Genomic DNA, 17,136 nt, shown 5'->3' on the forward strand with positions numbered 1-17,136 from the left:
CAGCCGTTCCATGAGCACACTTGATCTCGTTCCCGTCCGCCGCGCCCTGATTTCCCTGTCTGACAAGACGGGACTGGAAGACCGGGCCCGCCGGCTCATCGCGCTGGGAGTTGAAATCCTGTCGACGGGCGGAACTCTTCGCGCGCTTAAAAAAGCGGGAATCGCGGCCAAAGATGTTTCGGAGGTGACGGGCTTTCCGGAAATGATGGATGGGCGGCTCAAAACATTGCACCCGCTGGTCCATGGTGGCCTGCTGGGGCGGCGCAATCTGGAGAGCGATCGGCGGTCGATGGCGGCGCATGACATTCCAGATATCGATCTTCTGTTCGTCAATCTCTATCCCTTTGAGGCCACGGTTGCTGCGGGTGAAGATTTCGAAACCTGCATCGAGAATATCGACATTGGCGGCCCCGCCATGTTGCGGGCCGCAGCGAAGAACCACCCCTTTGTGGCGGTCTGTGTCGATAATGAAGACGCCGATGCCGTGCTGGATGCAATGGACGAGCATTCAGGTTCGACGCCCTTGGCCTTGCGCCGGGCGCTGGCCGCCAAAGCCTACGCACGCACCGGGGCCTATGACGCCGCGGTCTCGAACTGGTTTTCCGGCGAGCTGGGCAACAAAGCCCCCTCCTTCCGGACCTTTGGCGGTGCCCGCCTTTCAGAATTGCGATACGGCGAGAATCCACACCAGGCGGCCGCCTTCTATGCCAACGGCGCCGGTCGACCCGGCGTGGCGACGGCGCGCATCATTCAGGGCAAGGCCCTGTCGTACAACAATCTGGCAGATGCCGATGCCGCTTTCGAACTCGCTGCGGAGTTCGAGGCTGAACCCGTCTGCGTGATCGTCAAACATGCCAATCCCTGCGGTGTCGCGCTCGGGAAAACCGTACGCGAGGCCTGGGACCGGGCCTTGCTGGCAGATCCCATATCCGCCTTCGGGGGGATTGTGGCGTTCAACCGCGAAATCGATGCGGAAACCGCGGACGGCCTGACCAAGCTGTTCCTCGAAGTGATTATTGCTCCGGACGCCGATGAGGCGGCACTCGATATCCTCTCGAAGAAGTCCAATTTACGGGTCATGTTGACCGGTGCCATGCCCGATCCGAAACAGGAAAACTGGACCGCCAAAACGGTCGCCGGCGGTCTGCTGGTTCAGGAACGCGACAATGGTCTGGCCACTGAGGGTGATCTGAAAACCGTGACAGAAGCCAAACCGGATGATGTGAAAACACGGGATCTGTTGTTTGCCTGGACCGTTTGTAAACATGTGAAATCCAACGCCATTGTCTATGCCAAGGATGGCATGACGACCGGGATCGGCATGGGTCAGACGAGCCGGGTTGAGGCAGCGAAGCTGGCAGCCCGAAAAGCCGTCGAAATCGCCCAGGAGAATGGCTGGGACGAACCTGCCACAATCGGTTCGGCCTGTGCCTCGGATGCCTTCTTCCCCTTTGCTGACGGGCTGATGGCGGCCGTCGAAGCCGGCGCCACCAGCGTCATCCAGCCCGGCGGCTCGGTGCGCGATGAAGATGTCATCAAGGCGGCGAACGAAGCCGGCATCGCCATGGTGTTTACCGGCATGCGGCATTTCCGGCACTAGATGATGCGACGCTGGGCGCTCCGAATTGGCCTCGCCCTGCTTGGGCTGGCCGTGATCTATGGCGTCGCAGCGGCGCAGAATCTGACGAGCGTCTTCATACCCAAGCGAACGCTGGACGAGCAGGTCGAGATGTTGCGTCCCGGCGTCCGGGTTTTCTTGCCGGAATCCGTCGATGAGCCGGTGCCGGCGATTCTTTTCTTTCACGGCTGCGGGGGTGAGCGACCGATGCACACTGCCTATGCCGAGGCGATTGCCGAAGCCGGCTTCGGCGCACTGCTTGTTGATTCCTTTGCACCCAGAGGGATCGGACGTTTGGGCGCCATGACACAGGTTTGCTCCGCGACGCGGCTGATGGGCCAGGAACGCGCCGCTGATGTGTTTGCGGCACTGGAGATTGCGCGCGAAACGGATGGCGTGGATCCAGAGCGGCTGGTTCTGGCGGGATGGAGCCATGGCGGCTGGACGCTTCTGGATGCGATGAGCTTTGTCAGTGAGGGCGTGCGGCCTCCCGCCCTGATCGACGGTGACGTATCATTTGATGGCGTTGTCAGAATTGTGCCCATCTATCCCTATTGCGGATTTCCGGCCCGCGCCTCCGGGCGCATCGGTCCAGGCCTTCCGCCGGTGGAGATGGTTTTGGCCGAACGCGACATGGTGGCACCCCACGCCGATTGCGAGCGTCTGGCGCATCGGGCAATCGAGGCCGGTGTGGAAATGGATTATGCGGTCTGGGAGGACGTGACCCACGCCTTTGATGATACCGATGCGCCGGCCATTGATCCGCGCATGACCTACAATCCCGAAGCCGCCGCGAGATTGCGCGCCAGACTGATCCAAATTCTGGGTGAGACGCAAGACTGACTTTACGCCGCGCCTGTCCTCGCCCATCAAGGCGGAATGGGATGGTTTTCACTCTTTGCGCTTCTGATTGCGCTGATCGCCGCAGCTTTTGTCCTGTTCCGGCTGTACCGGAGAGGCTTGCTGACGCCGGTCCCAAAAACAGCGTTGGACGAAATCATGCGCGGCATTACGCCCTTTACGGATATTCACCTCCCGAAAGGTGAGGGGCCCTTTCCTGTCGTCATTCTCTTGCACGGATGCGGCGGCGTCAGACCGAATATGGCGACTTTTGCTCAACTGGCGACCGATCTTGGCGTCATGGCGATTGTTCCGGACTCCAATTCTTTTCATGGAATCGCGTATGAGGAGGCGCTGGAAACCGTATGCACAGGCGCAAAATTGCGGGCGTCCGAGCGTGCCGGTGATCTGCACGCCGTGCTGGAACTGGTTCGGCAGCACCCTTTAGCGGATTCCGGGCAGATCATTCTCGCCGGCTGGAGCCATGGCAGCTGGACCGCACTGGAAGCGTTGGCGCTGGACAGGGCTGGACAGCCGCCGGCATCCTTGAGCGAGCTTCCACCAAACGGCCTTGCAGGCATCAAGGCGGTTTTCGCCATGTATCCCTATAGCGGATTTCCGGCCCGGTCGCGGCGCCTGCCATGGCCGCCGGACATTCCAGTTGAAAGCCTCCTGGTACGCGGGGACACCATTTGTAACGATCAGGACTCGGTGGATGTCTTCAATCGCCAGATCAAATGGGGGGCCGATGTCAAATGGCGCTATGTCGAGAATGCGACCCATGCCTTTGACGAACCGGATCACCATCCAACCTCAACGCTGATCTTCGATCCCGAACGCGCAGAAATCGCCTATGCCGCCTTTCAGGACTTCCTGACCCGGCATCTGAAACTGGGTCACGGCTCAGAGGACTGAGCCAGCTCCCGCAGCTGTGTGGATGCGATCGCCAGTTTGGACAGGGTCCACGCCCCTGTCGTTTCCAGCTCCTCCAGTGCCCCGTCATATCGTCCGGCCTCGACATCATTCTGGATACACCAGGCATCCAGCAATTCGTCCGCCCATTCGCGATTGGGCGCTTCAACACCGGTCTGGAGCCCGCCGCCGGCTGACCGCGCAAACCGCATCATCGATGCCGCGATCGCCTGCTGGCTGGCATAGAGGTCTTCAATCAGGCGGCGAACCGCCAGACGGTCCCAATGCAGGTCCGAGGACACTTCCGAACCCAGGCCCCGCAACATATCCACCGAGAAGCGCGATCCGGCCGCATGATAGACATAGCCTGCCGATTCCAGCGGCCAGTCTTCCTGCAAGGCGAGATCAACGACATCCGAAGATGATGTCAGCGGGCGCAGAACCGCAATATCATGGGCGAGATCCTTCGGCGCTCCGGCTTTGACATAAGCCTCGGTGCGCTCTTCGATATTGGCCCGTTCATAGGTCGAGATCAGCCCCATCGCCGTATCGCGCAGCTTGTCGACGCCCGGACGATAGGCTTCGATCAGCTCATTGATCGGCGTGGCCTGTCCGGCCTCCTGTGACCGTGCTCTTCGGGCCAGCCAGTAGGTTTGCCGCCGTAAAAGGCGGATGATTTCACGATGCAGCGTGATCTGGATATCCGCCGGTGCGCGGTTATCCAGCTTGTTGATACGATCGGTCAGCTCCGAGAAACGGAAAATTCTACGGCCGACCTCAAATGCGCGAGCAATCTGTTGTGCCTCGGCGCCTGTTGATTCGATCGCGCGGTGGACAAAGGTCGGACCGCCCAGATTGATCATGTGATTGGCCAGAACCGTCGCAATGATCTCGCGGCGCAAACGGTGCCCGGACATCTGTTCGCCATAGGCGTCGAGGTCTTTCGGGAAATAGCCTTTCAGCATGCTTTCAAAATGCGGGTCATCCGGCACATTGGAGGCCACGAGCTTGTCGAAGGTCGTGATCTTTGCATAGGAGACCAGAACGGCGAGCTCAGGGCGGGTCAACGCCAAGCCCTGCTCTTTCAGGGCACGCATACCGTCTCCAGACGGCAGGCCCTCAACGCTGCGATCCAGCCGGCCCGCTTTTTCAAGACCGGCCATGAAGCGCTCATGCGCATCGACATCCGCGGGGGCGTCATGCTCGGCGAGGGTCAAAGCCAGCGTTTGATCATAATTGTGCCGGAGCACATGTTCGGCGACGTCATCGGTCATGCCGCCCAACAACTTGTCCCGCGCTTCGCGGCTCATCTCGCCAGAGCGCAAAAGCGGGCTAAGCAAAATCTTGATATTGACCTCGTGGTCAGACGTATCCACGCCGGCAGAGTTGTCGACAAAGTCTGCATTGACCCGGCCACCGACACGATCGAATTCAATTCGCGCGGCCTGCGTGAAGCCAAGATTGGCACCTTCGCCAACGACTTTTGCGCCCACTTCCATGGCATTGATCCGGATCGAATCATTGGCTTTGTCGCTCACTTCCCAGTGCTGCTGGGTGGATGCTTTCACATAGGTGCCAATACCGCCAAACCAGAGCAGTTCGACCTTGGCCTTGAGGATGGCGGTCATCAATTCGGGTGGCGAAAGCGTTTCGGCTTCAATACCCAGCGCCTTGCGCGCCTCTTTGGACAGCTTGATCGACTTTTCGGAGCGCGAGAAGATTCCGCCGCCCTTCGAGATCAGCTTCTTGTTGTAATCCTGCCAGCTGGAGCGCGGCAGATCGAACAGGCGCTTGCGCTCTTCCCAATTGGCTTCGCAATCGGACGGGTTGGGATCAATAAAGATATCGCGATGATCAAAAGCCGCGATCAGCTGGATCTTGCGAGACAACAGCATGCCATTGCCAAACACGTCGCCGGACATGTCGCCAACGCCGGCAACGGTGAAGGTCTCGTTCTGGATATCCTTTCCGAGTTCGCGGAAGTGCCGCTTTACGGACTCCCATGCACCACGGGCCGTGATGCCCATCTTCTTGTGGTCATAGCCCGCCGAGCCGCCCGAGGCGAAGGCGTCGCCGAGCCAGAAATCATACTCGTCCTGCGCCACGCCATTGGCCATGTCGGAGAAGGTGGCCGTGCCCTTGTCGGCGGCGACGACCAGATACGGGTCTTCGCCGTCCCAGATAACGACGTCCCCGGGATGCGCCACGTCATCGTCCTGAATATTGTCGGTGATATCGAGCAGGCCGCGGATAAATGTCCGGTATGCGCTCTGACCTTCTGCCAGCCATTCATCGCGAGACCCCGCTCGCGGCAATTGCTTGGGATAAAAGCCGCCTTTTGAACCCACTGGCACAATCACGGCATTCTTCACCTGCTGCGCCTTCACAAGGCCCAGCACTTCGGTGCGGAAATCGTCGCGGCGATCCGACCAGCGCAATCCGCCCCGGGCCACGGGGCCAAAGCGAATATGCACCCCTTCAACCTGCGGCGACCAGACAAAGATTTCTCTGTAAGGCTTTGGCAGGGGGAGTTCTTCAACTTCCCGGCTGGCAATCTTGAACGAGATATGCGCCTTTGGCAGCCCGTCTTCACCGGTCTGGAAATAATTCGTCCGAAGCGTTGCCTCCAGCAAGCGGAGCAAGCGCCGCAATACCCGGTCGTGGTCGATGGAGGCGACTTTCTCCAGTTGAGACCGGATATCCTTTCCGATCGCCGCAGCCTTTTCCTTGCGGGCTTCGAGATCAAGATCAAGCGCCGGATTGAACCGCGTATCGAACAGAGCCAGCAATTGGCGGGCAATGGCCGGATTTTCCGACAATGCCTCTTCCTGGATGGCTTGCGACGGGTCGAGCCCGGTTTGCTGGCGATAACGCGCAAACGCCCTCAAGACGGCGGCCTCGCGCCAACTGACGCCGAGTTTCAGGATGAGCTGATTGAAGCCATCATTCTCGGCCCGGTTGGCCAGAACCGCGAGGAGGGCATCTTCGAAGGCCTGGCTGAACTCATTCACATCCGTGTCGGCCAGGGCATCTGATTGCATTTCGAAGTCGTGAATATGAACAACCGGTTCGCGGGATTCTTCGGTTTCACGATGAACCTCATACCCGGATTCCTGGATCACATTGAGACCCATATTTTCAAGAATCGGCATGATCTCAGAGAGGTGCGTGGGCTCATTCCGGCGATATATCTTCAACCGAAGAACGGATTTGTCTTCTCCGTCAGTCCGGTAGAGTCGCGCGCCAACATCCGTCTCCTCGCCAAGCGATTCGATCCGCAAGAGATCGGCAATGCCTTCGGCGGGCGCAAACTGTTCGCGATAGCCGGCCGAAAAAGCCTGATCATAAGCTGACATGCGATGGCGGTGCGAATCCGGCAGAGAGCGGCGGCCTTCCGCGACAAGTTCGTCCTCCCATGTGCGCGCCAGCGCAACGATCTGACGTTCCAGTTCATGCAGGTCAGGCTCGGGGTGGTCGTTCGGATCGAGGCCGACAATATAGTGGACCCGGGCGAGTGGACCGTCGCCGAAATGCGGGTAATAGGCCGACATGCGGCCATCAAATGCCGCGCGTATCATTTCGCCGGCCTGCTCCCGGACACGCGAATTGTAGCGGTCGCGTGGCACGAAAAGCAGACAGGAGACGAACCGGTCAAACCGGTCGCGCCGCACCAGAAGCTTTGTGCGTGGCCGGTCCTGCAAGTGCAAGATACCCAGACCAATCTTCAGCAGATCGTCTTCCTCGGTCTGGAAGAGTTCATCACGCGGGTAGTTCTCGACAATATTGCGGAGTTTTTTCTCGGAGTGCGTGCCGGGAATCTTGCCAGCACGCTCCAGAACCCGCCTGACCTTGCGGCGCACGAGTGGCACATCCCGCGCCATCCGGTCATAGGCTTCGGCGGTGAACAATCCCACAAACCGGGCCTCGCCCACCACGGCACCATCCTCGCGATACCGTTTGACGCCAATATAATCCATATACACCCGGCGGTGGACGCGGGATTTGATATTCGCCTTGGCGACAATGATCGGGGACGGCTCGTTCAGAAATGACTCAATGGCCGGGGTGAGGAGTGCGGGCTCATTGCCCTTGCGCAGCACCTGGCGCTCCGGGTCACGCAGAATGCCAAAGCCGGAGCCCGGTTGAACCGTCGGTTCACGCGTTGTCATCTTGCCCTTGGAATCGACGTCGAACTGATAGACCCGGCTGCCCAGAAACGCGAAATGGTCGTCCCGCAGCCAGCGGAGAAATTCGAGGGTTTCGGATTTTTCCTCAAGACTGGCCGGGGTGTTGGCGTCCTCAACGTGAGCAATGGCCATATTCATGGCAGCGCGCATATCCTTGAAGTCATCCGTGGCCAGACGGACATCGTCCATGGCGCCGCGTACCGCTTCTGCAAGCGCCTCGCGGGTGCGCTCGTCCAGCGGTTCGACATGCACCTGGATCAGGCTTTCGGGAAGCGCTTCGCCGCCCGCGCAGATTTCACCTTTTTCGTTGCGGCTGACCGGGACGATAGGATGGAACATGGCCAGCACGTCCAGGCCCTGCGCGCCGATTTCACCCATAACGGAATCAACCAGGAACGGGCGATCCGGACCGGCCACTTCGACGATGTCGCGCTTGATTGAGCTGGCGCTTCCCGTGTCGGAGGCCCGGGCTCGAACATGGATTTCGCCATTGCCCAATCCCTTGGCCCAATCCCAGAATTCGGCCGCCTGCTCTGCGAGCTGAACGGCCTTGATACCTTCAAGGTCTTCGGCCAGCGCATCGCCCAGAACCTGCTCCAGAAACGACAGCGCGGAGGCGTCCGGTTCGTTGCCGAATTTCTTTTGCCAGACTTTGCGGGCGGCCTTGGCGAAGTTTGCGGATGTGTAGGCCTGAGCGGTGGCGACAACAGAGGTCATGGAGCGGCTCTTCTTAAGCACGGACTAGGTGAGCGGATCGCCTGAATGTGCAGCCGACAGGACGACCAGCGTTTCATCCTTACTCCTGCAACGAGAAGGGTTAATCAAGGCGTAATGCCGTAAAATACCGCAATAATGTGTGAAGAATGGTGTGGCACCGCCGGACGGGGACAGGGGAGTTGTCCGGCGGTGCCTGCAGGCCTCCAAGGCAGGCTGGGGGGACGCACAAGAGAGGCCTGTTCGACGAAAGCCCGATGGGCTTCTGTTAGGCTATATAGAGTGTGGCGCTTCCATTTGAAGACCACACCAGAATGACGGCTGCCAAAACCATTGCCGCCAGTCCGATGGATGCAATTTTATGCATTGATGTTTGCCCTCGCTCCTACCCACCGCATATGGGTCGGGTGGTACGGAATTTCACCCCGCGAGGCGTCACAAGTTTGTGAAAGACTGTCTTTCCAAAAAAGAAAAGCGCCGCCCTGTCCGGGCGGCGCTTCCACATTCAGCTGAATTGGCTTCAGAGTCAGGCGGCGAGGGCCTGCGCAAAGACCTCTATGGCCTCTTCTGAATCCGAGTCGCCGCGTGCGGCGAAGACCTTCCCGTTCAAGGAAATGGCAACGCCCGCGTCGGAAACGTCCGGTGAATTGGCCGCTTCGGCCAGCATGGGCACGTCCCCCATCATGGCAATGATGGGCTTGCCGTCGCTCAGGAATTTCTCGATTGCGGCCTGTGTGGATTCGCCAATGCCGTGGGAATTGCCCGGAAGTATGAGCGCGCAATACCCGTCAAATTCCATATCGCCAATCGTAGACGCCGGTACGAAGTTGACGTCCTGACCCGCTTCTGTCCGCCCCGTCAACATGCCATTCGTGTTGGACACGACGGATACAGCAAATCCTTTTTGCTCGAGGGGGCGGGTCGCTCTGACAAATTCATCAGCATCAAAATTCTGGGCAGTTACGGCGGCGACACGGCCGATGATGGGTTGGCGTTTACGGGCAAAACGGTTCATTAAGCTCCTTCTACGCCCTGCACCTTGGTGCGGACGATTCTGGTTTCGACGATTTTCTAATGAACATAGAGATAGTCGACAATCAGCATAATTCAACCGTGCGTCACACACACACATCATAATTATTTTGATTTTGCTTTTGCAACGGACGCTGTGCGGCTGGTTGATTTATCTCTGCACCGATCCTAATTATAGGTTTCGCCAAATCATATCATTCTAGTTTGACTCAATACTGTTTGAATACAGAAAGTATAGGAGATAACTGTCCATGTGCGGAATTGCCGGTGACTTGCGGTTTGATGGGAGTCCTTCCCGCCCCCGTGCGCTTGAGGCGATGGCCGACGTCATGGCACCCAGAGGGCCGGACGGGGCGGGGATGATTTCGCGTGGGGCGGCCGGCCTGGCTCATCGGCGGCTGAAAATCATTGATCTGTCCGATGCCGGTCAGCAGCCCATGGAAGACCCGGAACTCGGCCTCACGCTCGCCTTCAACGGCTGCATTTATAATCACGAGGCGCTTCGCGAGGAGTTGGAGGGAAAAGGATACCGGTTTTTCTCGACTTCGGACACGGAAGTCATTCTCAAGGCGTATCACGCCTGGGGGCCTGATTGCGTCCAGAGATTCAATGGCATGTTTGCCTTCGCCATCCGAGAGCGCGACTCCGGTCGAACCGTTCTGGCGCGCGACCGCATGGGCATCAAGCCTCTCTATCTTGCGGATACCGACGGTGGGTTGCGGTTTGCCTCATCGCTTCCGGCGCTTCTGGCCGCGGGAGATGTCGACCGGACGATCAACCCCGTCGCGCTACACCACTATTTCTCCTTTCATTCGGTCATTCCGGCTCCCCACACATTGTTCAAGGGTATTCGCAAGCTACCGCCCGCAACAGTGTTGGTGATCGCCGAGGACGGGACACGCAAGCAAGAAACATACTGGCAACCCGGTTATGATCCTGAGCCCGGCGAGCAATCGCTCTCGGCCGATGATTGGAAGGACCGTATCGAGACTGAATTGAGAGCGGCGGTACGCCGCCGTCTGGTCGCCGACGTTCCGGTTGGCGTTTTGTTGTCTGGCGGACTCGATTCTTCATTGATCGTCGGTTTGCTGGCCGAAGCGGGTGCGACCGGCCTCAACACCTTCTCGATCGGATTTGAAACCGTCGGTGAGGAAAAGGGCGACGAATTCGAGTACTCCGATATCGTTGCCCAGCATTTCGGTACGCGCCACCACCAAATTCCTGTGGAGACTTCGCGGGCCTTGCCCGCACTCAGCCGCGCCATTGGCGCCATGTCAGAACCCATGACGTCGCATGATTGCGTTGGCTTCTATCTGCTGTCCGAAGAAGTCTCCAAACATGTGAAGGTCGTACAATCCGGTCAGGGCGCGGACGAGATTTTCGCAGGCTATCACTGGTACCCGCCGATGGTGGGGGCGAATGATCCTGTCGCATCCTACAAGAAGGCCTTCTTTGATCGCGATCAGGTTGAGATGGCGGAGTTGATTCCACCGGAAATTCTGGCTGACGACCCGTCAACCGAGTTCGTCCGGCGGCATTTTGCCGACAACGGAGCCTCCGAACCGGTCGACAAGGCCCTGCGCCTCGATTCCCACATCATGCTGGTCGATGATCCGGTCAAGCGGGTTGACAATATGACCATGGCGCATGGCCTGGAAGCCCGCGTGCCCTTTCTCGACCACGAACTGGTGGAAGTCGCAGCGCGGTGTCCCGCAGATCTGAAGATGGCGGAAGGCGGAAAGGGCGTTTTGAAAACCATAGCCCGGGATCATATACCGGCTGCTGTCATCGACCGGCCCAAAGGCTATTTTCCCATGCCGGCCCTCAAATACCTGCGCGGCCCCTATCTCGAAATGGTACGCGATGCCGTCAACTCGGCCGCTTTCCGGGATCGGGGTCTTGTGAATCCCGACTATGTCGAGACTTTGCTGAAGGCTCCGGAAGATCACATAACGCCTCTGCGGGGGTCCAAGTTATGGCAGGTTGGCGTTCTCGCGCTCTGGCTCGATCAGCACGACAAGGCGGCGTAAGATGACGTCGTCGGGACCTTCGCGAAAAGACCGGCCGGCCGGTGCCCGTCAGCACCGTCTGGAGAAGTTGCGCCGCCGGTCGGGATTGACGCCGCCACCCTCTGCCCTGCCTCATACCCATGATGGCGAGAACGGCGTCTCAGTCGATTGCGGATGGGGCCGGCTGGTTTTTTGCCAGACTTATGCGGACAATGACTCCATAGCGGCAGCCCTGAAAGACGAGGGCGAAGACCGGCGGGATATTGCCGTTTACGTGCGGGATCCGCACGTCCTGCTTGCCCTGGCGCCAACCGAGCTCTTTCTCGACCCGTCGCACACCTACCGACTCGACCTGGAAAGTTTCAAGGCATCTCGCGCCAAGCTTCAGGGCATTACCATAAGACGGCTTTCCTCTGCGGCAGACGCCAGGGCGGTGAACCGGATTTATCGGGCCAACAGCATGGTGACCGTCGATCCGGATTATGTCTGGAAGCGGCGCGATTCCCGCGTCATCACAATTTTCGTCGCCGAAGACGATGAGAGCGGCGATATTGTCGGTACGGTGACCGGCGTCGATCACGGCAGAGCGTTCGATGACCCGCAAAAGGGCAGTTCGCTCTGGTGCCTGGCGGTTGACCCGCGCGCGCGCGCTCCGAAGATCGGTGAAGCCCTGACGCGGCATCTCGCGCTTCATTTTCAGACCCGCGGATGCGCCTTCATGGATTTATCCGTATTGCATGACAATGAGGCGGCCATCGCGCTGTATGAGCGACTCGGTTTTGCCCGAGTTCCATTCTTTGCCGTCAAACGCAAAAACCCGATCAACGAGACCCTGTATACGGGCCGCTCGATGGAAGCCGACCTGAATACCTATGCCCGGATCATCACCGGGGAGGCACGGCGCCGCGGCATTGCCGTAGACGTTCTGGATGCCGAAGGCGGCTTCTTCCGGCTGACCCATGGCGGGCGGTCCATTGTCTGCCGCGAATCCCTGTCGGAGCTCACCAGTGCAGTGGCGATGAGCCGGTGTGATGACAAGGCGGTCAGCCGGCGATTGATGGAAAAGGTCGGCATTCCCGTGGCGCAAGCGGTCAGCGCCGACGACGGGGCGGCTGTTGAGGCGCTTCTGGAGGCGTCTGGTGAGGTTGTGGTCAAACCGGTCCGGGGCGAGCAGGGGCGCGGGGTCACGGTTGGAATCAAGGACACTGAAACGCTTGCATCGGCGATCAGGGCCGCCCGAGAACAATGCCCCGACGTTCTGGTCGAAACCTTCATGCCGGGCGATGACCTGCGTGTTATTGTCATAGACGGCAAGGTCATTGCCGCCGCGCTTCGCAAACGGCCGTCTGTTATCGGCGACGGCACGTCGCCGATCCGCAAGTTGATCGAAGGGCTGTCGCGCCGGCGAAACGCCGCAACGGACGGCGAATCACATATCCCGCTCGATGCAGAAACCGCGCGCTGCGTCGCAGATGAAGGCTTTTCACTGGACGACGTGCTGCCTGCCGGAAAAGCAATCGATGTTCGCAAAACGGCCAACCTTCATACGGGCGGAACGCTCCATGACGTCACGGGCGAGCTTCATCCGTCACTGGTCGAGGCGTCCATCAAGGCTGCCAAAGCGCTGGATATACCCGTGGTCGGGCTGGATTTCATGGTTGAATCGCCTGATTCGGAAAACTTCATTTTTATTGAGGCCAATGAGCGCCCGGGACTGGCGCATCATGAGCCACAACCGACGGCCGAGCGGTTTGTTGACCTGCTCTTCCCCCAGACGGCGAGAAAGGACGAAACGGAATGACGGCATTGCCCGAGATCGATACGGCCTATTTGAGGTCGACGCTTGAAACCCTGCTCTCCATTCCCAGCCCGTCGGGATATACGGATGAAATTGCCCGCTGGACGATGGAAGAAATCCAGAAAATGGGGATCGAAACCGAGTTGACCCGGCGCGGCGCCATTCGTGCCAGAATCGCCGGTAAGGCGGCTCAACCCGCTCGGGGGGTGATTGCTCATCTGGATACGCTCGGCGCTATCGTGCGGCAAGTGAAGAAGAATGGCCGATTGGCAGTCGCCCCGATCGGTCACTGGTCCTCCAGATTTGCGGAAGGTGCGCGCGGCACACTGTTTTCCGAGAAGGGGACGTTTCGGGGGACCATCCTGCCATTAAAGGCATCTGGCCATGTCTATGCGGATGAAGTTGACGAGCAACCGGTCAGCTGGAACCAGGTCGAATTCCGGATCGACATGCCCATCTACAGCCAAGAAGATGCCGAGCGGGCGTGCATGGCCATTGGCGATATCATTGCCATTGATCCTCAGCCCGAGTTTTTCGACAACGGCTATATCGTGTCGCGCCACCTTGATGACAAAGCCGGCGTGGCCGCCATGCTGGCCGCGATGAAGGCAATCAAGGAATCGGGCCAGACTCCCGCAGTTGATACGCTATTCCTGTTTTCGATCACAGAAGAAATCGGCTCGGGCGCGTCTTCGATCCTGACCCATGACATCGCCTCCATGGTGGCCATTGATAATGGCGCGGTAGCGCCCGGCCAGGGCTCAAGAGAAACCGGCGTCACCATTGCCATGGGAGATATGACCGGCCCATTTGACTATCACCTGACTCGCAAGCTGATTGATCTTTGCCGCGCGCATGACATTCGCCATCAACGCGACCATTTCGAGCATTACCGCTCGGACAATGCCTCGGCGGTCGAGGGGGGTGCGGATGTCCGCACGGCGCTGGTGACCTTCGGCATCGACGCCAGCCACGGATATGAGCGAACGCATATGAATGCGCCGTGTTCGGTGGCGCAGCTTGTGGCCGCCTTTGTTCTCAGCCCGGTTGATATCCTGCGGGACGCCCAGGAGCTTGGTGACCTCAAGGGCTTCCCCGAGCAGCCGCATGAAGCGGCGAAAGGGTCGAGCGGCCACCGGACCGATTAATCCACTTCCTCGCGACGGATTGGTAACTCTTGGCCGTTTAGGTATTGGGGACGGCGCTTTTTTTGAAAAAAAGCGAGCGAGGACTGGTGTCTATGCATAACTATCTGAAAGCCGGAATAGCGGCGAGTTTCCTTACCTTTTCCGCCACTCTAGCCCAGGACAATAGCGGTCCGATCGTTGCCGCGGTCTTGCCCTCCAGCCGGGCAGTTCAGGTTGGCGATACGGCAACGGCCTTTGCGACCATCATCAATGCCGGGCAGACCGAAGCGGAAAATTGCCGTGTGGCGCTGGAGGCGGGCGGCGAGGCGAGCGGCACTTTCGCGTTCCAGACCACGGATGCGAACAATGTTGGCAGCGGCACCCCCAACACTCCGGTGAATATCTCCGGCGGCGGATCACAGAGCTTTGTCTTCGCCTTCACGCCGAACGCGCCCTATGCCGGCGGTGACCTGCCATTGATCTTTGATTGCGACAATACCAGTCCGGCTGCGGTGACGGCAGGGGTCAATTCCTTCTGGCTCTCGGCATCGACCACGGCCGGCGCCGATATCGTCGCGGTTTCGGACACCGGGTCTGCCGTGGGTCTCAATTCCCTTCCCGGCGTTGTTGAAACCATCGACCGTCAGAAAAATGGTGCCTTCGTTGTTGCCATCAGCAATGTCGGCGCGGCCGCGAATCTGACCGCGCGGCCCATGCTCAGCCAGGACGGGATTACCGTCACGCCCCGGATTTGCCAGACAAATCAGGCAACCGGTGCCTGCCTTTCGCCGGCAGCCGCCAGCGTGGACTTCTTCATCGGCGCCAATCAAACGGCAAGTTTTGCTATTTTTGTCCAGGACGGCCTGCCGGTGGCATTTCAACCCGGAACGAACCGTATTTCCGTGCGGTTTGAAGAAGGCGGCGCGTTGCGTGGCTCAACTTCGGTTGCAGTCCGTACGCTGATGAGTGAGCCGATTTTGCCCCAGATTCCGTTCCTGTATGCGGATGCGGACATTGATCTACCAAACTATTATCTCAACGGGCCGGCCGCAGGGGCGGACAATACGCCGCTTGATAATCATATCACCAATCCGGGAGCCGCATTGGGTCGGGTATTGTTCTATGACCGGCGTCTGTCGGCAAACAATACGACCTCGTGTGCCAGCTGCCATACTCAGGCGACCGGGTTTTCCGATCCATTGGAATTTTCCCGCGGGTTTGCGGGTGAACTGACGGGACGGCACTCACCAGGCCTGTCCAATGCCCGATTCTATGCCAATGGGCATTTCTTCTGGGACGAGCGCGCCGAGACGCTGGAAGACCAGACGCTCGCGCCCATCCAAAGTGCAGTTGAGATGGGGCTGACACTGGAGGAGGCCGTTGCCCGCGTCGATGGCGAGAGTTTCTACGATCAGCTCTTTACGGCAGCGTTTGGCGATGCGGCAGTCACGTCAGACCGGATGGCACTGGCAATGGCGCAGTTTGTGCGGTCGCTGACGACATATAACTCCCGGTTTGATGACGCCCTGGCCGCCGGACCTGTGGGATCTCCCGCTTTCGAAGCCAGTTTTACCGAACAGGAATATCTCGGCTTGCAACTCTTCATGCCGGTGAATGGCTCGAACATCCAGAATGTCGGGTGTGCGGCCTGCCACAATACGTTGGCTCATATCAGCGATGACGTTCACAATATCGGTCTGGACGCCGCCAATGATCCAGATGCAGATGCCGGGAACGGGCTGGGAGAGTTCAAGTCGCCCTCGCTACGGAATGTTGGTGTGCGGACGCACTTCATGCATGACGGGCGCTTCACAACGCTGACCGAGGTGATCGAACACTATAATTCCGGCGTTGTTCTCAACCCCAATCTGGATCCGCGCCTACGGGCAGGAGGTGGACAGCCGCGACGCCTGAATCTGACGCCGGAGGAGGCGCAGGCATTGGAGGCCTTCCTGCATACACTGACCGATAATGACTTTCTGACCGATCCACGTTTTGCGGACCCGTTTGTCGACTAATCGATCACGCATAAGCGGCGCGGGACATCTCGCGCCGCTCGCGTTCCAGCTCAGCTGCACCGAAATAGAATAGCAGATAGACCAGACGCCCCGTCCGGATATCGGTGCCAAAGCCGGGGCCCGCATCATGAAAATACCACGGCCGGAACAGGACCAGGCGATTGAACTTCATGGGGACATGCATGACATGTTCCCAGGCATCGGGATTTTTGGTGTCAGGAAACGCCATGTTGTTGACGTAATCCGAATAAGATGCCGCGCCCACGGCAGCAAGGTCCTCAGGCGTGTGAGGGGCGTGTTCGAGACCGCTACGCTTGTGCCGATAAAAATCCGTTCCGCCCTGACACAATTCATCCGGTGTCAGGTAATAGACGCAGGTCCAGTGGCAGGGATCGACATGGACGCCGCCCTTGCCGTCTTCCCCTTCGAGGCTCACGCGGAACCGCGCAAAACTGTCACCGCCAGCGGAAACCAGCCGTTCGCCAATCACATGCTCGATCTGTTGCTGAAAGCCTTCCAGATTGATTTGCTGGAGAGAGTTTCGGCCCGGATAAAGGACGCTCTCGGGCGCGCGCGGGTAATCCAATGTCAGGGCCGCTTCGCGCAGCTCCTGAGCGTTGTCCATGACGTTATCCAGGATGATCAAAGAGCGATGCATCACCTTCCCCCAAAAAGTGGGCAAAGGCTAGGGTTGCGCGCCTGTCCGCGTGCTTTCGATCAGATTACCGCGCGGTAATCCCGATAGAATTATTGTGAGTCTACGGGATGAATGTCGGGTCTTTCGCCCTCCATGACACCCATAAACATATCAATTTGCCTCGAAATTTCAGCGTGCATGGCGGGTGAGAGCGTAACGGCCTCTCTTGCCTGGTCACGCACGG

The 17,136-nt window shown here is 59.0% G+C and carries 10 protein-coding genes; 7 read left to right on the forward strand and 3 right to left on the reverse strand.

Annotation, left to right across the window (positions count from 1 at the left end):
* Positions 1 to 10: 10 nt before the first annotated feature.
* From purH to P0D52_RS13675, 3 genes are read left to right on the forward strand one after another with little or no spacing between them, the layout of a single operon-like run.
* Positions 11 to 1,600, forward strand: coding sequence for a bifunctional phosphoribosylaminoimidazolecarboxamide formyltransferase/IMP cyclohydrolase (gene purH, locus P0D52_RS13665; protein ID WP_394693200.1), 1,590 nt, complete (start codon positions 11 to 13; stop codon positions 1,598 to 1,600).
* The gene (locus tag P0D52_RS13670) at positions 1,601 to 2,461 is read left to right on the forward strand and encodes a dienelactone hydrolase family protein (RefSeq protein ID WP_394693201.1); all 861 of its coding nucleotides are present in this window, start codon (positions 1,601 to 1,603) and stop codon (positions 2,459 to 2,461) included.
* A 36-nt stretch (positions 2,462 to 2,497) separates the two neighbouring features.
* On the forward strand, positions 2,498 to 3,373 hold the full coding sequence (locus P0D52_RS13675; RefSeq protein ID WP_394693202.1) for a dienelactone hydrolase family protein: 876 nt from the start codon (positions 2,498 to 2,500) through the stop codon (positions 3,371 to 3,373).
* On the opposite strand, the gene P0D52_RS13680 is transcribed toward P0D52_RS13675, so the two are convergent.
* Both P0D52_RS13680 and P0D52_RS13685 read right to left on the reverse strand, forming a co-directional pair.
* Entirely contained in the window at positions 3,355 to 8,274 is a 4,920-nt protein-coding gene (locus tag P0D52_RS13680) for an NAD-glutamate dehydrogenase (protein WP_394693203.1), read from the reverse strand. The two genes, P0D52_RS13675 and P0D52_RS13680, sit on opposite strands and share 19 nt — an antisense overlap.
* 523 nt (positions 8,275 to 8,797) lie before the next feature.
* On the reverse strand, positions 8,798 to 9,286 hold the full coding sequence (locus P0D52_RS13685) for a hypothetical protein (protein ID WP_394693204.1): 489 nt from the start codon (positions 9,284 to 9,286) through the stop codon (positions 8,798 to 8,800).
* A gap of 268 nt (positions 9,287 to 9,554) precedes the next feature.
* Here P0D52_RS13685 and P0D52_RS13690 point away from each other — a divergent pair, with 268 nt between their 5' ends.
* The 4 genes from P0D52_RS13690 to P0D52_RS13705 all read left to right on the forward strand — a co-directional run bounded on the left by P0D52_RS13690 (position 9,555) and on the right by P0D52_RS13705 (position 16,255).
* Complete coding sequence (locus P0D52_RS13690) at positions 9,555 to 11,333, forward strand: N-acetylglutaminylglutamine amidotransferase (protein WP_394693205.1); 1,779 nt, start codon at positions 9,555 to 9,557, stop codon at positions 11,331 to 11,333.
* Position 11,334: 1 nt separating this feature from the next.
* Entirely contained in the window at positions 11,335 to 13,113 is a 1,779-nt protein-coding gene (ngg, locus tag P0D52_RS13695) for an N-acetylglutaminylglutamine synthetase (RefSeq protein WP_394693206.1), read from the forward strand.
* Positions 13,110 to 14,258, forward strand: coding sequence for an osmoprotectant NAGGN system M42 family peptidase (locus P0D52_RS13700; RefSeq protein ID WP_394693207.1), 1,149 nt, complete (start codon positions 13,110 to 13,112; stop codon positions 14,256 to 14,258). The genes ngg and P0D52_RS13700 overlap by 4 nt, the downstream gene beginning before the upstream one ends.
* 92 nt (positions 14,259 to 14,350) lie before the next feature.
* Positions 14,351 to 16,255 carry a cytochrome c peroxidase gene (locus tag P0D52_RS13705; protein WP_394693208.1) on the forward strand — a complete coding sequence of 635 codons (1,905 nt, stop codon included), beginning with the start codon at positions 14,351 to 14,353 and terminating at the stop codon, positions 16,253 to 16,255.
* A gap of 4 nt (positions 16,256 to 16,259) precedes the next feature.
* On the opposite strand, the gene P0D52_RS13710 is transcribed toward P0D52_RS13705, so the two are convergent.
* The gene (locus tag P0D52_RS13710; protein WP_394693209.1) at positions 16,260 to 16,880 is read right to left on the reverse strand and encodes a DUF6445 family protein; all 621 of its coding nucleotides are present in this window, start codon (positions 16,878 to 16,880) and stop codon (positions 16,260 to 16,262) included.
* Positions 16,881 to 17,136 lie beyond the last annotated feature (256 nt).

This window comes from Hyphobacterium sp., assembly GCF_043584775.1.
Lineage (GTDB): Bacteria > Pseudomonadota > Alphaproteobacteria > Caulobacterales > Maricaulaceae > Hyphobacterium.

Bases quoted from the DNA above. Each gene is read 5' to 3' on its own strand.
- purH (WP_394693200.1), top strand. From the start codon at position 11: ATGAGCACACTTGATCTCGTTCCCGTCCGCCGCGCCCTGATTTCCCTG.
- P0D52_RS13670 (WP_394693201.1), top strand. From the start codon at position 1,601: ATGATGCGACGCTGGGCGCTCCGAATTGGCCTCGCCCTGCTTGGGCTG.
- P0D52_RS13675 (WP_394693202.1), top strand. From the start codon at position 2,498: ATGGGATGGTTTTCACTCTTTGCGCTTCTGATTGCGCTGATCGCCGCA.
- P0D52_RS13680 (WP_394693203.1), bottom strand. From the start codon at position 8,274: ATGACCTCTGTTGTCGCCACCGCTCAGGCCTACACATCCGCAAACTTC.
- P0D52_RS13685 (WP_394693204.1), bottom strand. From the start codon at position 9,286: ATGAACCGTTTTGCCCGTAAACGCCAACCCATCATCGGCCGTGTCGCC.
- P0D52_RS13690 (WP_394693205.1), top strand. From the start codon at position 9,555: ATGTGCGGAATTGCCGGTGACTTGCGGTTTGATGGGAGTCCTTCCCGC.
- ngg (WP_394693206.1), top strand. From the start codon at position 11,335: ATGACGTCGTCGGGACCTTCGCGAAAAGACCGGCCGGCCGGTGCCCGT.
- P0D52_RS13700 (WP_394693207.1), top strand. From the start codon at position 13,110: ATGACGGCATTGCCCGAGATCGATACGGCCTATTTGAGGTCGACGCTT.
- P0D52_RS13705 (WP_394693208.1), top strand. From the start codon at position 14,351: ATGCATAACTATCTGAAAGCCGGAATAGCGGCGAGTTTCCTTACCTTT.
- P0D52_RS13710 (WP_394693209.1), bottom strand. From the start codon at position 16,880: ATGGACAACGCTCAGGAGCTGCGCGAAGCGGCCCTGACATTGGATTAC.